Genomic DNA, 21,598 nt, shown 5'->3' on the forward strand with positions numbered 1-21,598 from the left:
GATTTTCACAGAAAAAGGCGCAGTATACAGAGAGTTACATCATTTCCCCTATATGCTACGCCTTCCAGTGTTTTATAAAATTTTTTCAACAAGCCAGAAATCGGCTGGATGTTTTATGCTAAATGCTGGCTTCTTGATTGTTCTTCAATACCTGCATTCTGCTCTGCCGTCGGATTAAATTCATTCTCTACTTTGGAGATAACAACAGTAGCTACCCCGTTTCCGATTAGGTTGGTAACGGCACGGGCTTCAGACATAAAGCGGTCTACTCCAAGAAGAAGGGCCATGCCCTCGACCGGAACAGCCGGGAAAACTGCCAATGTTGCAGCTAACGTTACGAAACCGGAACCCGTTACCCCTGCCGCTCCCTTAGAGGTCAGCATAAGAACGCCAAGTAAGGTTAATTGTTCTACAATGCTCAAATCTACACCATACGCTTGTGCAATAAACAGAGCGGCCATAGAGAGATAAATGGACGTACCATCTAAATTAAATGAATACCCTGTCGGGAGCACAAGACCAACTACAGATTTAGAACAGCCATATTTCTCAAGTCGCTCCATCATTTTTGGCAGGGCAGCCTCCGAGGATGAAGTACCAACAACCAGGAAAATCTCATCTTTAATGTATTTGATAAACTTAAAAATATTAAATCCATAGAACCTGGCGATAGCCCCAAGGACAATAACAATGAACAAGAACATCGTAAGGTAAACGGAACCCATCAACTTTCCAAGATAAACCAGCGAACCGACCCCAAATTTACCGATGGTGTACGACATTGCGCCAAAAGCCGCGATCGGAGACACTTTCATAATCATATTAACAATGCCAAAAAATACGTGTGTAAGTTTATCGAAAAACTCAAGAATCGGCTTTCCGCTCTTACCCATTCCCGCCAGTGAGAGACCGAAAAGAACGGCTAAGAATAAAACGGGAAGAAGTTCTCCGTTTGCCAGTGCACCGACAAAATTATCAGGAATAATGGTCATTACAAAATCTATAAACCCGTGACTGGTTTCTTCCGCTTGTTTTGTATATTTAGAAATATCGCCTTTTGCCTGGCTTGCGTCGATACCGTCACCAGCTCTGATAACGTTTGCTACGATAATACCGATGGCCAAAGCAATCGTGGATACGATTTCAAAATACAGAAGTGCTTTACCACCGATACGACCGACTTTCTTCATATCGCCCATACCTGCGATTCCGATAACAATCGTAAGAAAAACAATCGGCGCAATTACCATTTTAATGAGCTTAATAAAAATATCAGGCAATACTTTCAGCTCAGTACCCATAGCCGGGAAAAACATGCCGAACAGGATACCTAAAATGATAGCAAGAATAACCTGTGTAGTTAGATTCTTAAAATTTAATCTCATATTGTGTTCCCCCCTCCAATTCACACTCTTAGAATTTTTCAATTGTTCTCTTTTTCTGATATCTTCATGATAACGATTTCAGAGGGGATAGAGAAGTTTACGTATTTTTAAAACGTTTTGTTCTTTTTGTTAAATATTTTGTTCTTTTTGTCCATCCAACCATGTGTACGTTTTCATTGGTCGGCCTACTGTTCCGTATACCATATACGATTTGGCTTTGCCGACCGACTCAAGGTATTCAAGATAGCGCCGCACAGTGACACGGGACATGCCGATCATCCGCCCGATTTCTTCCGCTGACATCTCCGCGTCCGCTTCGCGGAGGCAATCAGATACCTGCTGCAACGTAAAGGCCTGGATTCCTTTAGGATAGCCCTGCTCTGCCTCTTCTTTTTTGGCAGGTTGTTTTGTACTTGATTTTGTAAATGCGTGAACGTTGTCAAACATAGCCTGTGAGAACACGGCTGATTGACTGTTCTGGAAATGCTCCTTATAGCGCAGCAACGCTTCCTGAATCCGATTAAATTGAAACGGCTTGAAAATATAATCGACCGCACCAAGCCGCATCACGCGCAGTACCGTCTCCCGGTCATTTGCCGCTGTTACTGCAATCACATCAACATCAAACTCCTCCTGCCGAATGGTACGCAGCGTCTCGAGACCTCCCTTGCCGGGCATGTATAAATCGAGAATGACGAGATGCGGGGGGGTCTGGCGAATTTTCTCAATCGCTTCTTCCCCGGTGCGCGCCCACCCTACGACTTTAAATCCTTCCACCCGTTCGATGAAAGAAATATTAATCTCCCGTACCATCGGATCATCTTCCACCAGCAAGACGTTAATCGTTTTGCTCATACTGTGTATCCTCCTTCCGTTCCATCGGCAGCTTCACGCGTATCCATGTTCCGCATCCTACCGCGCTGTCTACTTCGATCTCGCCTCCGCTTCGTTCCACAATCGAAGAAACAAGATACAGACCAATGCCGCGCTCTCCCTTCTGCTTGGTAGAGAAGCCTTTTGCGAAGATTTGCTGCTGTATTTCCTGCGGAATCCCGATCCCGTTGTCTTCCACTTCGATGGTGAGATAGCTTTCATCCTGTACAATCGATACATCAACCCGCTTGTCCCGCTCGCTTACCTCCGCCATTCCCTCAAAGGCATTCTCAATCAAATTGCCAATGATAATAACCAGGTCATGATAGGTCACACCTTCGGGAAACATATTGAATTCGCTGTACGGGTCGATGTGCAGTGCGATACCAAGTTCTTTGGCGCGGCTGATTTTTCCGATGAGCAGTCCGGTTAAATTAATATCCTGAATGCGGGCACTAATATAGTGCGCCACATTTTCTTCTTCTTCATCCAATTGAAAAATATAACGCAGTGCTTCCTGCTCTTTGCCCAGTTGAATGAGCCCGGCAATAGTATGGAGCTTGTTGCTGTGTTCATGATTCTTAGCACGAAGTGCATCTACAAAAGCTTTGACACCTGTAAGTTCTTCGGCTAACCGGGTCACTTCTGTTTTATCCTGGAAAATCGCGAGAGCACCTGCCGTTTTTCCTTTTACCTTAATTGGGACACGATTACTAAGAATAAGCGTATCGCCAATGTAAAATTGCTGGTTATAAATCGGGTAGCCAAGCTCAAGAATCTCCGGCAAACGCGTATCCGGGATGACTTTCCGGATGTTTTCTCCAACCGCATCGCCTTTTACTTTAAGCATTCGCCGCGCCGCTTCGTTGATAACGGTAATCCGCTCATGCTCATCGATTGCTATGATCCCTTCATGGATGGCGTGGAACGCGGAAGTGCGCTCGTCGAGCGTACGGGCCAACTCCTGTGGCTCTAACTGGAATGTCTGCTGCTTAATATGGCTTGCCAGCAAATATGCGCCAAGAATTCCGAAGCAAAGGGTAAGAGAGAAAATCAATGCCATTTCCTTACTCATATCTTCAAGAATGGACAACAATTGCGGAACAGTGTTGCCGACCATAACTACGCCGACCTGTTGATGCTCTTCATTCATAATAGGGGCATAGGCACGCACGCCTTCGCCAAGATCGCCTTTAACCCGATCAACATAGACATGTTCCGCAAACGCCGGCTTCGCTTCGTTTACGTTAAAATACGTACCGATCCGACTTTCAATTGGATGAGACATCCGCTTCCCATCCATGTCCACTACCACAATATAATCGGCACCGTAGATGGTGCGAACTTGCTCGATCAGCGGTTGAATTTGCGCGGCACCCAGCGCCATTTCGACCGCCCTTTTCACTTCCGGCATCTGCGCTGTTACTTTGGCCGTAAGAAGCGATCGCTGGGTGACATCTTCGACTTTGACGCTGGCAATTTTACCGATAAGAATGGTGGCATCCATCAGCAGGGTAAACAGAACAATTCCGAAGACAAGCAGAGTAATCTTTCGGCGAATAGGCCAATTATCCAAATGAAGCATACATAACTCCTCAATAATCAGGAAGTAAAGATCATGAAAAAGAGGGGAAGAGGAAATAAGATCCAGGGAAGAAAAAGGCGTTCGCCTTTTTCCTCATTGGAATCATTTTCTCGGTCTCTTCTCTCTTTTCTTTCGTACCGCAAAAGTCAGTCGTCCTTCCCGTGATTTTTATGTCGGGGTTGCGGCTAAAAAGCCATGATGATTTTCTGTACTAGCTTGTTTAAAATTATACAAAAGAACGGCGAAAAAAAAAGCGAAACTGCGGAAAAACAGTTTCGCTCGGACCTTTGTCATTGCGGCTTTGCCCTTTATGCCTTGAGCGCCTCTTCGCTCAGTACGCGGACAAATGTGCCTTTACAGTATTCAGAACCCGGTTCATCGACACGAACTTTGCAAATCTTACCGACCAACGATTCATTAGCTTGGAAGATGAGCTTCAGGTAGTTGTCGGAATGGCCGACATAAAGCCCGCTCTCCGGCGCCTCCTTATACGGCTCTTCCGGAATGACTTCGAGCACGTCGCCGACGAATTTCCCGGAGTATGCAAGGGCGAGCTTGTTGGACAGCTCAATTAGCTGGTGCACACGACGGTTTTTCACTTCTTCGTCCACCTGATCTTCCATACGTGCGGCAGGTGTACCGCTCCGTTTGGAATAAGGGAAGACATGCAGCTCGGCAAACTTCATCTCTTCGATAAAACGGTAGCCGTTTTCGAACATTTCCTCGGTTTCACCCGGGAAACCAACGATAACGTCTGTCGTAATCGCCACATCTGGCAGTGCTTCATGCAATTGTTCGATTTTACGGCGGAACTCGTCCGTCGTATATTTACGGCGCATACGTTTTAATACGTTATCATCACCGGCCTGAAGCGGCACATGCAGATGACGACACATCTTGTCGGATGAATTCAGTACCTCGATGACTTCATCCGTAATCTGGCTGGCCTCAATTGAACTGATGCGAATGCGCTTGAGTCCCGGTACCCTGGTATCGAGGTCACGCAGCAGACGCGCCAGATTGTAATCTTCCAGATCTTCTCCGTACCCGCCGGTATGAATGCCGGTCAGGACGATTTCTTTATAGCCGGCGGCCACCAGCTTGTTCGCTTGCTCAATGACGCTTTCCGGTTTGCGGCTGCGCATAAGCCCGCGCGCCCACGGAATAATACAGAACGTACAGAAATTGTTGCAGCCTTCCTGAATCTTCAGCGAGGCACGCGTACGATCGGTAAACTCGGGTACATCCAGCTCTTCGTATTCGCGCGCCTTCATAATATTGGCGACCGCGTTAATCGGTTGACGCTCGCTTACGTACTGGTTGACATAATCAATCAAGTTATCACGACCGGACGTACCAACAACAATGTCGACACCCGGGATCGCCATGATTTCGTGCGGAGTCGTCTGCGCATAGCAGCCCGTCACTGCCACAACCGCCTCAGGATTGCGACGAATGGCACGGCGGATGACCTGGCGGCTTTTCTTATCGCCTGTATTGGTTACCGTACATGTATTAATAACATAGACGTCTGCTTTTTGTTCAAAATCTATTTTCTCGTACCCGGCCTGTTTGAACAGCTGCCAGATGGCCTCTGTCTCATAATGGTTGACTTTGCAGCCGAGCGTATGAAATGCTACAGTTGGCATATATTATCCAACTCCTTATTATAAAAATTACATTTAGCATAAATCCATCAACTTCTACCTATTCCTGCTGCTCGAACTCGTAAGAAACACAGGACAGCGCGTATAAAGGCGCGGTTTCCGCGCGCAGAATCCGCCGTCCCAGCGATACGCTGCGAAATCCGGCCGCTTCCGCCTCCGCCGCTTCCGTCTCGTCGAAGCCGCCCTCAGGACCGATGACGATTAAAACATTCGATCCGGGTGGCACCTCGGAAAGTGTGCGGCGCAGCGTGGCTGTCTCTTCTTTCTCATATGCAAATAAAGCATAATGGAAACGGGATGCAGTTGCAAGCAACTCGCGCCAGGTCAGCACACTTCCAACCTCGGGCACGCGACTTCTATGCGATTGCTCAGCCGCTTCTTTGGCAATCTTCTGCCACCGCTCCAGCCGCTTTTTTTCCTTTTTGTCATCGAGCTTGACCACCGTGCGCTTCGAAGTGAACACGCAAAAAGAAAAAGCACCGAGCTCAGTGCCTTTTTGAATGACCAACTCCATTTTATCACCCTTAGGTAGGCCCTGGGCAATGGTAACTTGCACCGGAAGTTCGCGATTCGGCAGGCCTTCTTCAAGGATACGTATACGTACGGCGTCTGCTCCAATCTCTTCGATTGCACCGCGCACGTCGCGCCCCCGTCCGTTACAGCAGATGAGTTCATCGCCGACGCGCGAACGCATGACCCGGACAATATGATTCACATCATCCCCCGTAATCGTTACATACCCTTCTTCCATTTGCTCCGGGTCTACAAAATATCGCTGCATTCTATCTCCCTCACTCTGATTTTCGTTCCGCCACGATACATACCCAGCCCGATTCGATCTGGCTGCGCTCGCGGATGCTCGGCGGGGCCACCGTGTCGGTATCCGTATAACGGGAGCCGTCTTCTTTCTCATACATGTCATGCATGTAATATGAGTCTTTGATACGAAAACCGGCTTGCTCCATGGCTCTTTTTACTTCTTCCTCTTTCCGGGTGATAATCCCTGAGGTAATGAACAGGCCGCCCGGCTTCAATACCTTGGCCGCATCATCAACAAACCGAATGATGACTTCAGCCAGAATATTGGCCACCACGATATCAAACGGACCTTTGATGCCTTTCAACAAATCGTTCTGCGCCACCGTTACCCTGTCTATCGCCCCGTTCAACTCTACATTTGTCTGTGCAGAACGAACAGCCACTTCATCAAGATCAAGCGCATGCACCGCCGCCGCACCGAGCTTGGCGGCGGCAATGCTGAGCACACCGGTTCCGCAGCCGACGTCAATCACACGTTCCCCGCCTTCGATACTATCGTCCAGCGCACGTATGCACATCACCGTCGTCGGATGCGTTCCTGTTCCGAACGCCATGCCCGGATCAAGTTCGATGATAAGTTCGTTCTCTTTCTTAGGCGTATAGTTTTCCCAGGTAGGAGTGATGGTAATGCGCTCGGATACTTCAACCGGCTTATAGTATTTCTTCCAGGCATTCGCCCACTCTTCTTCCTGCACTTCCGCAAGCGTGACCGTGCCCGGACCCGCTTCAATGCCGTACGAGGAAAGACTGTGAACCGCCTGTTTAATCTCCTCTACCGTACGTTCCAAATGGCCGCCTGCGAGAAGATAGGCTTTGACGATGACGCCTTCGGACGGATAATCGTTTGCCGACAATTCGTAGATTTCTCCGAATTGGTCCTGCCAGTCCCGTCTCAGCACTTCCGAATCTTCAATAACGACACCGCTGGCACCTGCTTCCTGCAAAATATTCGAAACCGCCTCAATTGCCTCCTGCGTCGTATGGACGCTGATTTCAGACCAATTCATCGCCTCGATCCCATCCTCTCGTTTGCTGTTCAAATAAGTCGTCTATCCTTCTCCGCGCAGTACTTTTTTCATTTTATCGAAGAAAGACGTCTCGCCGTCCTCATGTGTCTCTTCACCGCTGAGATCGGCAAATTCGCGCAGTAATTCTTTCTGTCTATCCGTCAGTTTGGTTGGCGTAACCACCACAACTTTGACATGCTGGTCCCCTCTGCCGGAACGGTTCAAATACGGAACGCCATGGCCGCGCAGGCGAAATTTTGTTCCGGTCTGTGTACCGGCCGGCACCTTTAATTTCACCTTGCCGTCGAGCGTCGGCACTTCAATCTCGGCGCCAAGTGTCGCCTGGGTAAATGTAATCGGAACCTTGCAGAAAATGTCGTTGTCTTCACGCTCGAAGAATTCGTGCGGCTTCACCCGGAATACGACATACAGATCACCCGGAGGCCCTCCGTTTATACCCAATTCCCCTTCGCCGGTGATGCGCATTCTTGCGCCGTCGTCCACCCCGGCCGGAATTTTAATACGGATTTTGCGGCGCACTTTTTCTCTTCCACTGCCGTGACACTTGCTGCATTTGACGGAGACAAATTTGCCGCTTCCTTTACAGGTCGGACAGATACGCCGGTTTACGACACGGCCGAATGGCGTATTCTGAACCACTTCCTGCTGGCCTGACCCGCCGCAAGTATGACATGTTTCGACTTTGCTGCCCGGCTCTGCTCCGGAACCGTCACATTTGGAACAAGTCGCTTCCTTCGGAATTTCGATATCCATTTCTTTTCCGAAGACCGCTTCTTTAAATTCGATCTGCATTGTGTACTGCAAATCATCGCCCTGGCGCGGCGCATTCGGATTGCGTCGGCCGCCGCCAAAGAACATGTCGAAAATATCACCGAAGCCGCCGAAATCGCCGCCCCCGCCGAAATCGAAGCCGCCCTGCTGCGCACCCGCATGGCCGAAACGGTCATAGTTCGCACGCTTCTGCGAATCGCTCAGCACGTCATACGCTTCTTTGACTTCTTTGAATTTCTGTTCCGCATCCGGTTCTTTGTTGACATCCGGATGGTACTTGCGCGCCAGTTTACGGTACGCTTTCCTTATCTCATCCTCCGAGGCGGACCTCTCTACGCCCAGCACCTCGTAGTAATCGCGTTTGCTCATGCTCTTCACTCCCGCCCTGCTTTACTCATAAAACTCATCATATCAGGTTGCGAAAAAAAGTCAAAGCCAAGTTACCCCTGACTTTGACTTTTTTCACTTGCGTTTCGCGTTATTTCTTCTCGTCTTCGTCTACGACCGTGTAGTCTGCATCAACGACATTGTCGTCCTCTTTCTTCTGCCCGGCAGCACCTTCCGCCCCTTGAGCCGCCTGTGCCTGCTGTGCGGCTTGCTCGTACAGTTTTATAGACAACTGCTGAACTACTTCTTGCAATTCGTTTTTCGCCGTGCGGATGGCTTCAATATCGGAGCCTTCAAGTGCGGTTTTCAGCTTATCTTTCGCTGCGTTCGCTTTGTCAATCTCCGCTTGATCGACTTTGTCGCCGAGGTCTTTGAGCGTTTTCTCCGTTGCGAAAATCAGTTGGTCCGCTTCGTTGCGCAGCTCCACCTGCTCTTTGCGCTTCTTGTCGGATTCCGCGTTTTCTTCCGCTTCGCGTACCATACGCTCAATCTCTTCGTCGCTTAAACCGGAAGAAGATGTAATGGTGATTTGCTGCTGTTTGCCTGTGCCGAGATCTTTCGCCGATACGTTTACGATACCGTTCGCATCAATATCGAATGTTACTTCGATTTGCGGAACGCCGCGCGGTGCCGGCGGAATATCGGTCAGTTGGAAACGGCCCAATGTTTTGTTGTCGCTCGCCATCGGACGCTCACCCTGCAGCACGTGGATATCCACCGCCGTTTGGTTGTCAGCCGCTGTAGAGAATATTTGAGACTTGCTGGTCGGAATCGTAGTGTTGCGATCGATGAGCTTCGTCATTACACCGCCCATTGTTTCGATACCGAGAGACAGCGGTGTTACGTCAAGCAGAACGACGTCTTTTACGTCGCCTGTCAGTACGCCCGCCTGAACAGCGGCACCGAGTGCGACGACTTCATCCGGATTTACACCTTTGTACGGCTCTTTGCCTATGAATTTCTTAATCGCTTCTTGAACGGCAGGAATACGAGTGGAGCCGCCAACAAGGATAACTTTATCGATTTGCGAAGGCTCAAGGCCCGCATCTGCCAGTGCCTGGCGAGTCGGTCCCATTGTACGCTCAACAAGTCCTGCGCTCAGCTCTTCGAATTTTGCGCGGCTCAGGTTGACTTCTAAGTGCTTCGGACCTGTTGCATCCGCCGTGATGAACGGAAGCGAAATGGTTGTAGTCAATACGCCGGAGAGGTCTTTCTTCGCTTTTTCTGCCGCGTCTTTTAAGCGCTGCATTGCCATACGGTCAACGGACAGGTCGATACCGTTCTCTTTTTTGAACTCGGCTACGAGATAGTCGATGATGACCTGGTCGAAGTCGTCACCGCCCAGTTGATTGTCCCCGCTGGTCGCTTTTACTTCGAAGAAACCATCGCCCAGCTCAAGGATAGATACGTCGAACGTACCGCCGCCAAGGTCGTATACCAGGATGGTTTGATCTTCTTCTTTTTCCATACCGTACGCAAGGGAGGCCGCCGTCGGCTCGTTGACGATACGAAGCACTTCAAGACCTGCGATTTTACCTGCGTCTTTTGTGGCCTGGCGCTGGCTGTCATTGAAGTAAGCCGGAACTGTAATAACGGCCTGTGTTACCGGTTCACCAAGGTATGCTTCTGCGTCTGATTTCAGCTTCTGCAGAATCATTGCGGATACTTCCTGCGGCGTATATTCTTTGCCTTCCAGCGTTACTTTGTGGTTTGTGCCCATGTAACGTTTAATGGAGATGACAGTGTTATCAGGGTTTGTAATCGCCTGGCGTTTCGCCGCTTCACCAACAATGCGCTCGCCGTTTTTGAACGCTACAACGGACGGAGTGGTACGGTTGCCTTCCGGATTCGGAATAACGACCGGCTCGCCGCCTTCCATAACTGCAACGCAAGAGTTTGTGGTACCTAAGTCAATCCCGATTACTTTAGCCATTATATGTTGACCAACCTTTCTAAGTGTATTTAAAGTAGTTGCCGCAATGTTTTTCTCCGCATTTTTGCTTCCCCTTCTCCTTCTGTGCAGAACTCTACACTGGGGGGAAGGAACGGTGTGCACAAAAATGGGAGAAAAACATTTGCTCAATCAAATTTAATAGCTTACATGCGGTTAGATACAGAAAAGCTCTACATGCATGTTTATTGCACCTTTTGCGTATATCTTCCTTCCCGCTCAGTTAGGAGCTTACCTTTACCATAGAAGGGCGGATGACGCGGTCTTTCAGCTTATAGCCCTTCTGGAATTCTTCAATAATGATGCCGGATTCGTATTCGCTGCTGTCTTCCTGCATCACCGCCTGATGCATATTCGGGTCGAACGGCTCGCCGACACCCGGCACCGTCGTAACGCCCTCCTGCTCGAGTACCTGCTGCAGTTGACGGAATACCATATCGATGCCCTGCTTCAGCGTTTCTACATCCGCAGCGTCCTGACTTGCCGCGATGGCGCGCTCGAAGTTGTCGACGACAGGCAGCAGCGCCTCGATCGCACGCTGTGAGGAATACTTGAGCATTTGCTCCTTTTCCTTATTGACACGCGTGCGGAAATTCTGCAAATCAGCCTGTGCGCGCAAGTATTTATTATTTAATTCTTCCTTCTCCGCTTTCAATTGCTCAATCTGCGCAAGCAGTTCCTGCTCGCGTGTCAACTCGGACACTTCGCTTGCCTCTTCCTGCTTATCCTCTTCAGGCTGGACGGCTTCTGCTGCTTCCTTCGTTTCTTCCTGTTCCGTTATTTCCTCCGCCGTCTCGGCGTCCTTCTTCTTTTCCTCTGACACAGTACTTCCCCCTATTCGTCTGATAGTGTGGTCGGAGATTTCCTGCGGATGACCGTATGTATGCGCAAAATCGCGCGGCTCACCTCACCGGCCGTCTGCAGGGCATGCAGCTTGACCAGCGCCGGATCCACCACTCCGCTGGTCAGCATATCAGCACACTGCCCGGTATCGAAATTAAGACCAGTACTTGATACGCCGGCTTCAGCCTGCGCCGCTTTCACCTGCTCAATCTTCTCAAGCGGATTGAAACCTGCATTGCGCATCATCTGAATCAGCGGTGTACGGAGCGCCGCCGCGACCGCTTCAACCCCGAAGCCTTCCATTCCTTTGACTGACTGGCGCCACACTTCCAGGTGGCGAGACAAAAATAATTCGATGCTCCCTCCGCCGGGCAAATATCCTCCGCGAAGCGCCGCCTGTACAGCCGCTGCGGCATCCTTTGCAATTCGTTCCCGCTCCCCGACAACCTCGCCGGTTGAAGCTCCGATAATCATGGTAGCGGTAGGTACTCCCCTGCCCCCCATGATTCGCACCTGACCGAGCGACTCGTCGAATTCCAGCCGCTCCGCAAACCCTAACGAGCGTGAGAGTTCCTTTATGTCTTTATTCAGTGCGCTCCGCTTCAACGAACGGGCCCCGGTGTATCGCGCTGCCCGCACCCGCTCCGACTGGAACACGCGATGCAGCACAAGAATGCCGTGGTCAAGACAGAATTCTTCCGCCATGCTATCACAGCTTCGGTCGAGGATAACCGCGCCCACTTCCAGCATCCGAAGTTTCTCCAGGTTGCGCCGATACTCTTCTTTCAGCTGTAGGTATCGTTGAAATCCGATTTCCGTGCCCAGCGCTTCATCATCCATCTCTTCCGGAGCAAGTGCATCGTTCAACACAAGCAGACGTACGTTCTCCATATGCTTCGGCATCTCGCGGGATAGCGGGCGCTGATTAATAATCACACCGTCCAGCACTTCATTCTCCGCGCTTTCGCGTGCGGTAATCAAATCGCTGAAAGAGAAGTCAGGCTCCAGCATCTTCTCCCGTCCAAGCAGTTTGGCTCCTTCGATAACCAATCGGGCGATGTCCTCCTGCTCCCTTCCCGCAATGTATGCAATATGAAACAGACGTTCATCATCGAATGTATGAATCGGCAGTGCCGCCTCCTTGAGGCGGGCGACTGCCTCGCCAATCCCCTGCTCGATGCCGGCGATGACCTTGGCCACCGGAACCCCCTTCTGCACCTGGGCTACACCCTCGGTAACAAGAGCAGCGGCCAACAATGTAGCGGTCGTTGTCCCATCCCCAACCTCGCGCTGCTGCGAACGGGCAAGACCGATCATCAACCGGGCAGCCGGGTGCTTCACTTCCATCTCTTCGAGAATCGTAACGCCGTCATTCGTAATAATAACGCCGCCCTGTTCGTCTACAAGCATCGTATCAAGTCCTTTGGGACCAATGGTTCCCTCGACCGATGCGGCAACCGCCTGTACCGCACGCATGTTATGAAGCAGGGTGGATAGCCGTTCGTCCCCTGAGCCGTCACGCTCTGTCGAATGTGAACCCATAAGCATCCCCTTTTATCCACATAATGATCCGACGCGGGTTTAAGCGCCGGATTTATAAAATCTCTCAAATGCTTCCGACAAATTGTCAGAAAGCTCGTTTAAAATCGCCATGACCCGGGCATATTCCATGCGTGTCGGCCCTAAGATACCGATCGTGCCGACCGGTTGGCCGTCCAGGTGGTATGTGGCGGTAATGATGCTGCAGCCGCTGACCGCCTGTTCTTTATTCTCGGTACCGATTCGCACCTGGAGTCCGCTCTGCTGTGAATCAAACAGCCGCACTACCATTTCATTCTGCTCAAAAAGTGTCAAAATATCCCTGACTTTATCTACATCACGAAATTCAGGCTGCATCATAATGTTGGTCGTACCTTTGAGCACAATATGATCATCCGGCTCATGCGTCAGCGTCTCTTCAAGCAGTTCCACAAACTGTTCATACTGCTGAATATAGCGGCCAAGCTCCTTCGCCACTTCCGTATGCAGGCGCTGTCTCAGTTCTGCCATAGGTACGCCGGTAAGCTTGGCGTTTAGCAGATTTACCACCCGCTCCACTTCCTGGATTTCCATTCCTTCCGGCAAAGAAATCGTTTTGTTCTCTACCTTGCCCGTATCCGTTACAAGAATGAATACGGCCGACTGTGAAGATAGCGGGATCATCTGCAACGCTTTTAAACGAGTCGTTTTTATATCGTGCCCAAGTATGATGGACGTGTAATTGGTTAAGCCAGAGAGAATCGACGCTGCCTGGTTCATCACCTGCTCGAATTCGTAAAAACGCTCGGCAAAAACCCGGCGGATATACGCGGCGTCTTCCACCCGCATAAACGGCATGCGAACAAGCTGGTCCACGTAAAAACGGTATCCTTTATTAGAAGGAATACGGCCTGCCGACGTATGCGGCTGTTCAAGATATCCAAGCTCCTCCAAATCCGCCATCTCATTGCGGATGGTGGCAGAACTGTAGCCGATATCTTCCCGCTTCGAAAGTGTACGCGATCCAACCGGCTCGGCGGAACGAATGTAATTGTCTATGATAGCACTTAAAATTAATTGCTGGCGTTCCGTAAGCATGCTGCCCCTCCTTTGTTAGCACTCCCAAAGAGCGAGTGCTAAAGAGCTTACTTCAAAAATACCAAAGGAGATTAAACTTTGTCAACTAGCCCCAGAAATCTTGCGAATACCTCATTTCCGAGCGGGATTCCGCGTTTGGTAAGATGAATGCGATCTTCGCTCCAGGCAAGCAAGCCAAGGCCCGTCAGCTCATCGATGACCGGACCGAACTGCTCCTTAAGCGTCGTTTTGTACCGCCGTTCAAACTCGCTTTCGGAAACTCCTCGCATCATTCTCAGTCCCATAATCATATGGTCTTCCATTGCCTCCACCGGACTGACTTCGAATTGCTCGACACGGGGCAACCCTTTTTCCTGTACAAGCTGCATATACTGCGCAAGCGGACCGGCGTTCACATGCCGTGTTCCATTTACGTATCCATGTGCACCCGCACCGATGCCGTAATAGTATTCATTGCGCCAGTATGTCATATTGTGGCGGCTCTCCCAGCCCGGACGGGCAAAGTTGCTAATCTCATATTGACGATACCCACGACGTTCCATTTGCTCCATAAGCCGCTCATACATCGCCACTTCTTCTTCTTCGGTCGGCAGTGGAAGCTGATCCTTTTCATATAATGTATGAAAGAGCGTATTCTCTTCCACTTTCAAACTGTATGAAGAAAAATGGGGCAAGTCGAGCGCAAAAGCTTTATCCAGTGTTTCTTGAAACAACTTCTCCGTCTGATCCGGCAGACCGAACATCAAATCGATCGAGATGTTAACAAACCCGGCTTCTTTTGCATTCGTCAGACTGCGCAGCACCTGCTCACTGTCATGAATGCGTCCAATTCGCTTAAGCAATTCGTCATTGAACGACTGTACGCCGAAGCTAATCCGGTTAACGCCGCCTTCTCTCATCACTTTCAGTTTCTCCATGTCTGTCGTACCGGGATTGGCTTCCATCGTAAATTCAATGTCTTTGCTTCTATTCGAAAAATGCCGCGCCACCGTTTCCAGGAAATACGCCATCTGCTTGGCATCAAGGAATGTTGGTGTGCCTCCGCCGACAAAGATGGTCTTAATTTCTTGCGGCGGAACGTGCCGAACTGTTTCTGCCATTTCTCTATCAAGCGCGTCCAGATAGTCCCATACCAACCGCGGATTCTTCGTTACATACGAATTGAAATCACAGTAGTAGCATTTATTTGTACAAAACGGAATGTGAATGTACACGGCCTGTGTCATACCGCATCACCTGCAATCTATAGTTAATATAAAAGAGCGGAAATAAAAAGGCCTTCTCTCCCTCTTATTCTCCGCTCCTCGCTATGCTTTCGCACTGCTTAATTATCGTCCATCTTGAGTACCGCCATAAACGCTTCCTGCGGCACTTCTACGCTCCCGACGGCCTTCATGCGCTTCTTCCCTTCCTTCTGCTTCTCAAGCAGTTTACGTTTACGGGAAATGTCACCGCCGTAGCATTTGGCAAGCACATTCTTGCGCATCGCCTTAATTGTTTCGCGGGCGATGATTTTATGTCCGATGGCTGCCTGTATCGGCACTTCGAACATCTGGCGCGGGATCAGCTCTTTTAGCTTCTCGCACAGAACACGGCCGCGCTGATACGCCGTGTCACGGTGTACGATAAAGGACAGGGCGTCCACCACTTCGCCGTTGAGCAAAATGTCCATCTTAACCAGCTTGGATTTCTTATAGCCGACCAGTTCGTAGTCAAATGATGCGTAGCCTTTCGTACTTGATTTCAACTGATCAAAGAACTCAAAAACAATCTCAGCGAGCGGCATCTCATACACGATCTGCACGCGCGTCTCATCAATGTACTGCATATCAATGAATTCGCCGCGTTTACGCTGGCACAAATCCATGATCGCGCCGACGAAATCTTTCGGCACCATAATTGATGCTTTTACGTACGGTTCTTCGATAAAATCGATTTTTTGCTGCTCCGGCATGTTGGACGGGTTTTCAATCGCGATTTTTTCGCCGTCCGTTTTCGTTACGTGATAGATTACGCTCGGTGCCGTCGTAATAAGCGGGATATCGAATTCCCGTTCAATTCGCTCCTGGATAATTTCCATATGAAGCATCCCCAAGAAACCGCAGCGGAAACCAAAACCGAGCGCCTGTGATGTCTCCGGCTCGAACTGCAGGGATGCGTCATTAAGCTGCAGCTTCTCCAGCGCTTCCCGCAGGTCGTTGTAATCTGCACTGTCAACCGGATACATTCCGCTGAATACCATCGGGTTTACTTTGCGGTAACCCGGCAGCGGTTCGCTTGCCGGATTGTCCGCCAGCGTAATCGTATCACCGACACGGGTATCGCGCACTGTCTTGATGCTGGCGGCGATGAATCCTACGTCCCCTACAGTCAGCTCGTCTACCTGTTTCGGGAATGGTGCGTGTGTGCCGACTTCGGTGACTTCGAATACCGAACCGGTCGCCATCATTTTAATCTTCGAACCTTTTTTCACCGTGCCGTCTACAATCCGCACATACGCGATAACGCCACGGTACGGGTCGTATAGCGAATCGAAAATGAGTGCTTTCAGCGGCGCATCCGGGTCACCGGTCGGTGCAGGCACCTTTGCTACGACCTGCTCAAGAATTTCTTCAATCCCGATGCCGGCTTTTGCAGACGCAAGCACAGCCTCGCTGGCGTCAAGCCCGATCACATCTTCAACTTCCTGCTTGACGCGCTCCGGCTCTGCGCTCGGCAGGTCAATTTTATTGATAACCGGAAGAATCTCCAGGTCGTTGTCGAGCGCCAGGTACACATTTGCCAGTGTCTGCGCTTCGATGCCCTGCGCCGCGTCCACGACCAGCAGCGCGCCTTCACAGGCGGCCAGACTGCGCGACACTTCATATGTGAAGTCGACGTGTCCCGGCGTATCAATCAGGTGAAGAATGTATTCTTCGCCGTCTTTCGCTTTATATTTCAACTGCACGGCATTCAGCTTAATCGTAATGCCGCGCTCCCTTTCCAAATCCATCTGATCGAGAAACTGGTCCTCCCGCTCCCGATCGCTCAGTGCACCCGTAAATTCAAGGATTCGGTCGGCCAGCGTCGATTTACCGTGGTCAATGTGAGCGATAATGGAGAAGTTCCGGATTTTCTCCTGTCTTTGTCTACGATCCATACAATACCTCCCACGAGGAAAAAATGCACTAATGCCTATTATATCAGGCATTAGTGCCAACAGCAATTCAAATCTCAAGGCGGGTGAGCGCTTTAGGGAACGAAGTTAAAAGCCCTGCCCCGCTCTCCGTCACATAGACATCATCTTCAATCCGGACGCCGCCCACACCCGGCACGTAAATGCCCGGCTCAATCGTAAACACCATGCCCGCTTCCATTGCTTCTTCATTTGCGCCATGAACCGATGGAGACTCGTGTACTTCCATGCCAAGACCATGACCGGTACGATGGGTGAAATAGCGGCCATAGCCCGCATCTTCGATAACGCTCCGTGCTGCCCGATCGACGTCAGCCAGTGGGCGGCCGATTTCGACGGCACGAATGGCTGCTTCCTCCGCCGCAAGCACAGTGTTATAGATTTTTTCCATCTCTGCTAAAGGTTCGCCCACTACGAACGTCCGGGTAATATCCGAGCAGTATCCGTCTTTAAACACGCCCAGATCAAACAGCAAGAATGCCCCTTCCTGCACTTTTGTTGCGCCCGGTACACCGTGTGGTAACGCCGAATTAGCTCCGGCTAATACCATCGTATTGAACGAAGGACGATCCGCTCCTTTTTTCTTCATGATATATTCAAGCTCAGCCACGAGCTCTAATTCTGTCACACCCGCTTTCACCCGCTTTAGCCCTTCCGCCAGCACATCTTCCACCAGGACAGCGGCCGCTTTGAGTTTTGCGATTTCTTCAGGTGTTTTTCGGTTTCGCATCCGCGATACCAAACCTCCTATATCCGTGAAAGTAAGTCCTTGGAATACGGCCCCCAGGCGCTCGGCGTGCCCCAGCTTCATATATTCCTTTTCGACCGCCAGGCGGCGAACCGTACTCAAACCACCGTTTTGTTTCACTTTATCATATGGATCATCCGTATCCTGCACGCCCAGGATTTCATGAATTGACGAACCTGCACCTCCAAGTTCGCTTTCCGCTTTTTCCTTTTCCAGCGATGGCACAAACAATACCGCACCGTCTTCCCGCAGCAGCAAACCCAGGAACCGCTCATGCGGATCGCAGGCGAATCCCGTCAAATACGCCACTGATAACGGCGACGTAATCAGCGCAGCCTCAGCATCCAACTGTTCCAGTTCTTTACGCACTTTATTTATCCGTTCCGTATATACCGTCATGTCCGTTTCCTCCTCTTATTGGATAAAAACAAGGGTTAAGAAATTAGAAGTTTAGATATAGAAAGAAAAAAACGCCACATTCCTACCTATCCCTTCAGTATTCAAGCATATCATAAAAAACCTCATAACTTTTCAACCGCCAATCACGTAGTTAGAACGGCTAAAATGTTATGAGGGCAATAAAAGTATATAAAGATCCCTTTTTCTTTTCCATTAAATCTAACCTCTAATTTCCTCGCTATAATTTATCCATAAGCCATTCCATCATGTTTCTTGTGGTCGTTACCACCCAGGTCCGAATGCGGTTGCCCGTGTGGCTAATCCAGCTCTCGCCCACCATTCTTGCTTCGGACAGCGCCGGTTCCGATACGACCTGTTTGCCCAGCACTTCCACCTCGATGCTGCCGTTCTCCACCTTTTTGATATAAAATCCTTTTACCGGTTGATCAGAGGCTCCCTCAATGCGCTGGATGCCTTTCTCCGCCAGATTAATGCCGCATAAGATGCCCACAAATAAAACCCCGACAAGCAAAAAGAATTTGGCGGCCAGCTTCACCGTATTCCCTCCCGCTTACGACCGTTTCGGCTTCGTTTTCGCGTCAACCTTTTCCGCTTCCCAATACACTTCAGCAATCGCTTCCGCCAGCACATCCGCTGTCCGGTAGCATTCCTCTATCGTGTTGTCGACGCCGCCCACCTCAATTAGAATGGCATTCGGGGAAACGGACTGATTATACTCACCATTCCCACCTTTTTTGCCAAATATACCTTTGGACAGGCCGGGGTACTTCTTTTCAACGGCGTTGTGCACTTTAAGGGCAAACTGTTGATTCTTTTCCCAATTTTTGTTGCGCATTCCGATAACGAAGTGAATCTGCGCGTACGATTTGCCGTCCAGCGTAACGGTTGTGGATTTGCGCCTGAGCGAGTCACGGTGAATATCGATGAAGTAATTTAAATCCCGATTTTGCGCCATAACCGCTTTGACCGCTTTCAGCGATTCGGCATAAGAGAGCGCGTATGCTGCCCCCCGGTTGATCAGCCGCCCGGTAAAGTCGGTCGTGCCAACGGACGAGCCGATGCCGTTCTTCTCAAGAGATTGCGAAAGGCGTTTGCTGACAAGGGTGATGTTTGTTTCAGAATCCATCGCTAGATCAGGATTGTTTTTGGCACGCGCCTCCGGAACGGCATGCACCCAGGATTCTCTGTTGTGAGTGTTGTAGATGAAAAAGACTTTTTTGCCATTTGTGGACAGCACTTCTTGTTCCATCGGCTTTTCTGTCTCCGCCTGTGCAGGGGCAGCTTTTTCCGTGTCTCCCTCTTTTTTGAGCGCTTCCGGCGGCGGAGAAGATTCAAACGGCAGCTCGCTCAGCGCCAGTTCTTTACCGGATACGAGCACCTCAGTATCAAACAGACTAAATCCCGGAAGTTCATTGCCCAAAAAGCTGCGCGGATCTTTGGGGTTGATGCTGGTAATAAGCCGAAACGCCAGAGAAGATACATCGATATTTTCTTCATTTTTTTGCACGGCTTCAAAATACGGAATTTCATATGACATCGTATGGAGCAGGACGCCGCTCGACATCGCTACCGTCATCTTGCCCACCTGCTGCGAAGACAACCCCCGTCCCGCCTGCGAAGCGAACAGGATGCCTGCCAATACGAAAATAACCGCTGTGCCCAGCGAAAGGATGACGAAGCTTTTCTGCATGCCTGCTCCATTCAGATTAACGACAAAACCGCGACTTTTTCGGTACATGTTCTGCTCTCCTTTCCCGCTGCCCGGATGGTTTGTCCATCGTCTGTGTCACTGATTTCTACTAATCTATGAATCTGCAGCAGGAAGTAGAACGCAATTATAGGAAGAAGGCGCGAAATGACAGTTGTATACCCGAGGTGCTTTCCATTTTGCGCAAAGAAGATTGAGTCAAGTAACTACATGAGTTTGAACAAAAAAGCCGCATCGCCGATTTTTTCTTTTCTACCTGGTGCGAAGAAGAGAGAACGGAGAAAGAATCGCCATTGTCTCCATCTTCGGTCGGCTCAGATGTTTGGCGATTCCCGTTCGAACTTCATCGCACGGACAGTGCATCTTCCTTGCTGAAAAGAAACTGTGCGGCGCACGGCTTGTTTGTTCATATCATATTTCTAATGAGTATAGGCAGACACGTTCTCCATGTCGATAGCTCCGTGAAGAGCGGCGTTGAGTCCGCTGGCGATGATATTGGCAATGTCTTCAACGTAGTCATCCACCTCTTTCGGTGTGACGATAAGGTTGTGACCGAGCGGAGCCAGCACTTCATGAATCAACTGCCGCTTCTCTTCCTCTGCAAGCTCGCCGATCATGCCAAGAATCGCCTTTTGCTCCGCTTCATTCGGCATATCTTCCTCCGTATACCGTTCAACCTTGCCGGGGAAGGTAAAGCCGCCGGGCACAAGCCTACCTGCCGGCTTCGGATTTTTTGCCTCTTTCACCTGACGACCGAGATGGGCGAGTATATACGTAATCGCATCATGGACAATCGTTGCGGCATCGACTACTGTCGGCACGCCTACCGCGATAACCGGAATACCAAGCGTTTCTTTCGTAAGCGGCTTTCGCTTATTTCCTACACCGGAGCCAGGGCTAATACCCGCATCGGAAATCTGGACGGTCGTATTCACCCGTTCAAGCGCACGGGATGCGAGCGCATCAATCGCAATGACAAAATCCGGCCGGGTCTTCTCAATAATACCGTACACAATCTCGCTTGTTTCAATGCCGGTAATTCCGAGTACACCGGGAGAAACGGCACTAACCGAACGGTACCCTTCTTCCACCTGCTCAGGCATAAGCTCGAACAAGTGCCGGGTCACCAGTACGTTCTCTACCACCATCGGACCAACTGCATCCGGTGTTACATTCCAGTTGCCCAGGCCGACAATTAATGCACTATCTCCCTCCTGAATGCCGATATCCTTTAGGAACGCATGAAACTCACGGGCAAACCGGGTTGCCACCCGGTCCTGCAGCTCAGAATCCTGATTGCGCAGGCCCGGCACTTCCAACGTAACGTAGCGCCCCGGCATTTTGCCGATTCGCTCGGCCCCCTCCATCGTCTCGATGACCATTTTCGAAACGGTAATTCCGTTCTCTTCTTCGCTGTGAAAACGAACGCCGGGAATCTCTTCGGAGCGTTCTCGTGACGCCATCTCGCGTGCTTCAAGCGCCAGGTCTGTCCGCACTGCATATACGCTTAAATCCAGCTGCTTGTCCATACACATCACCTCATTTTTACACTCTCCTGATCCAGCTTTGTTTATGCGAAGAAAAACTTTCTTGCAAACCCCCGGTGCACATGATACAATTTC

General features: G+C 50.3%; 17 protein-coding genes. All 17 read right to left on the reverse strand.

Annotated features, from left to right (window positions below; genetic code table 11):
- Positions 1–113: 113 nt before the first annotated feature.
- Positions 114–1,385 (reverse strand): dicarboxylate/amino acid:cation symporter, encoded by a 1,272-nt coding sequence (locus tag ADA01nite_RS03745; RefSeq protein ID WP_146808569.1) that lies wholly within the window; start codon positions 1,383–1,385, stop codon positions 114–116.
- A gap of 129 nt (positions 1,386–1,514) precedes the next feature.
- Complete coding sequence (locus ADA01nite_RS03750) at positions 1,515–2,240, reverse strand: response regulator (protein ID WP_146808570.1); 726 nt, start codon at positions 2,238–2,240, stop codon at positions 1,515–1,517.
- Positions 2,224–3,843, reverse strand: coding sequence for an ATP-binding protein (locus ADA01nite_RS03755; RefSeq protein WP_146808571.1), 1,620 nt, complete (start codon positions 3,841–3,843; stop codon positions 2,224–2,226). The genes ADA01nite_RS03750 and ADA01nite_RS03755 overlap by 17 nt, the downstream gene beginning before the upstream one ends.
- A 308-nt stretch (positions 3,844–4,151) precedes the next feature.
- Positions 4,152–5,492 (reverse strand): tRNA (N(6)-L-threonylcarbamoyladenosine(37)-C(2))-methylthiotransferase MtaB, encoded by a 1,341-nt coding sequence (gene mtaB / locus ADA01nite_RS03760; protein WP_146808572.1) that lies wholly within the window; start codon positions 5,490–5,492, stop codon positions 4,152–4,154.
- 58 nt (positions 5,493–5,550) lie between these two features.
- Positions 5,551–6,291: a 16S rRNA (uracil(1498)-N(3))-methyltransferase gene (locus ADA01nite_RS03765; protein ID WP_146808573.1), complete on the reverse strand. Its 741-nt coding sequence runs from the start codon at positions 6,289–6,291 to the stop codon at positions 5,551–5,553.
- Positions 6,292–6,301: 10 nt separating this feature from the next.
- Complete coding sequence (prmA, locus tag ADA01nite_RS03770; protein WP_146808592.1) at positions 6,302–7,336, reverse strand: 50S ribosomal protein L11 methyltransferase; 1,035 nt, start codon at positions 7,334–7,336, stop codon at positions 6,302–6,304.
- Between the two features lie 42 nt (positions 7,337–7,378).
- On the reverse strand, positions 7,379–8,497 hold the full coding sequence (dnaJ, locus tag ADA01nite_RS03775; protein WP_146808574.1) for a molecular chaperone DnaJ: 1,119 nt from the start codon (positions 8,495–8,497) through the stop codon (positions 7,379–7,381).
- Positions 8,498–8,606: 109 nt separating this feature from the next.
- Positions 8,607–10,448: a molecular chaperone DnaK gene (gene dnaK / locus ADA01nite_RS03780; RefSeq protein WP_146808575.1), complete on the reverse strand. Its 1,842-nt coding sequence runs from the start codon at positions 10,446–10,448 to the stop codon at positions 8,607–8,609.
- A 241-nt stretch (positions 10,449–10,689) separates the two neighbouring features.
- The gene (gene grpE, locus ADA01nite_RS03785; protein WP_170230138.1) at positions 10,690–11,289 is read right to left on the reverse strand and encodes a nucleotide exchange factor GrpE; all 600 of its coding nucleotides are present in this window, start codon (positions 11,287–11,289) and stop codon (positions 10,690–10,692) included.
- Between the two features lie 11 nt (positions 11,290–11,300).
- Complete coding sequence (locus ADA01nite_RS03790) at positions 11,301–12,851, reverse strand: TCP-1/cpn60 chaperonin family protein (RefSeq protein WP_146808577.1); 1,551 nt, start codon at positions 12,849–12,851, stop codon at positions 11,301–11,303.
- Positions 12,852–12,890: 39 nt separating this feature from the next.
- The gene (gene hrcA, locus ADA01nite_RS03795; RefSeq protein WP_146808578.1) at positions 12,891–13,925 is read right to left on the reverse strand and encodes a heat-inducible transcriptional repressor HrcA; all 1,035 of its coding nucleotides are present in this window, start codon (positions 13,923–13,925) and stop codon (positions 12,891–12,893) included.
- A gap of 71 nt (positions 13,926–13,996) precedes the next feature.
- Complete coding sequence (gene hemW, locus ADA01nite_RS03800) at positions 13,997–15,151, reverse strand: radical SAM family heme chaperone HemW (RefSeq protein WP_146808579.1); 1,155 nt, start codon at positions 15,149–15,151, stop codon at positions 13,997–13,999.
- A gap of 98 nt (positions 15,152–15,249) precedes the next feature.
- Positions 15,250–17,064 carry a translation elongation factor 4 gene (gene lepA, locus ADA01nite_RS03805; protein ID WP_146808580.1) on the reverse strand — a complete coding sequence of 605 codons (1,815 nt, stop codon included), beginning with the start codon at positions 17,062–17,064 and terminating at the stop codon, positions 15,250–15,252.
- Positions 17,065–17,131: 67 nt separating this feature from the next.
- Complete coding sequence (locus ADA01nite_RS03810) at positions 17,132–18,247, reverse strand: M24 family metallopeptidase (RefSeq protein ID WP_146808581.1); 1,116 nt, start codon at positions 18,245–18,247, stop codon at positions 17,132–17,134.
- 238 nt (positions 18,248–18,485) lie between these two features.
- On the reverse strand, positions 18,486–18,803 hold the full coding sequence (locus ADA01nite_RS03815) for a DUF3679 domain-containing protein (protein WP_146808582.1): 318 nt from the start codon (positions 18,801–18,803) through the stop codon (positions 18,486–18,488).
- A gap of 15 nt (positions 18,804–18,818) precedes the next feature.
- Positions 18,819–20,006, reverse strand: coding sequence for a stage II sporulation protein P (spoIIP, locus tag ADA01nite_RS03820; RefSeq protein ID WP_146808583.1), 1,188 nt, complete (start codon positions 20,004–20,006; stop codon positions 18,819–18,821).
- A gap of 389 nt (positions 20,007–20,395) precedes the next feature.
- Positions 20,396–21,505 (reverse strand): GPR endopeptidase, encoded by a 1,110-nt coding sequence (gene gpr, locus ADA01nite_RS03825; RefSeq protein WP_146808584.1) that lies wholly within the window; start codon positions 21,503–21,505, stop codon positions 20,396–20,398.
- Positions 21,506–21,598 lie beyond the last annotated feature (93 nt).

Origin of the sequence: Aneurinibacillus danicus, assembly GCF_007991215.1 — a bacterium.
Lineage (GTDB): Bacteria > Bacillota > Bacilli > Aneurinibacillales > Aneurinibacillaceae > Aneurinibacillus > Aneurinibacillus danicus.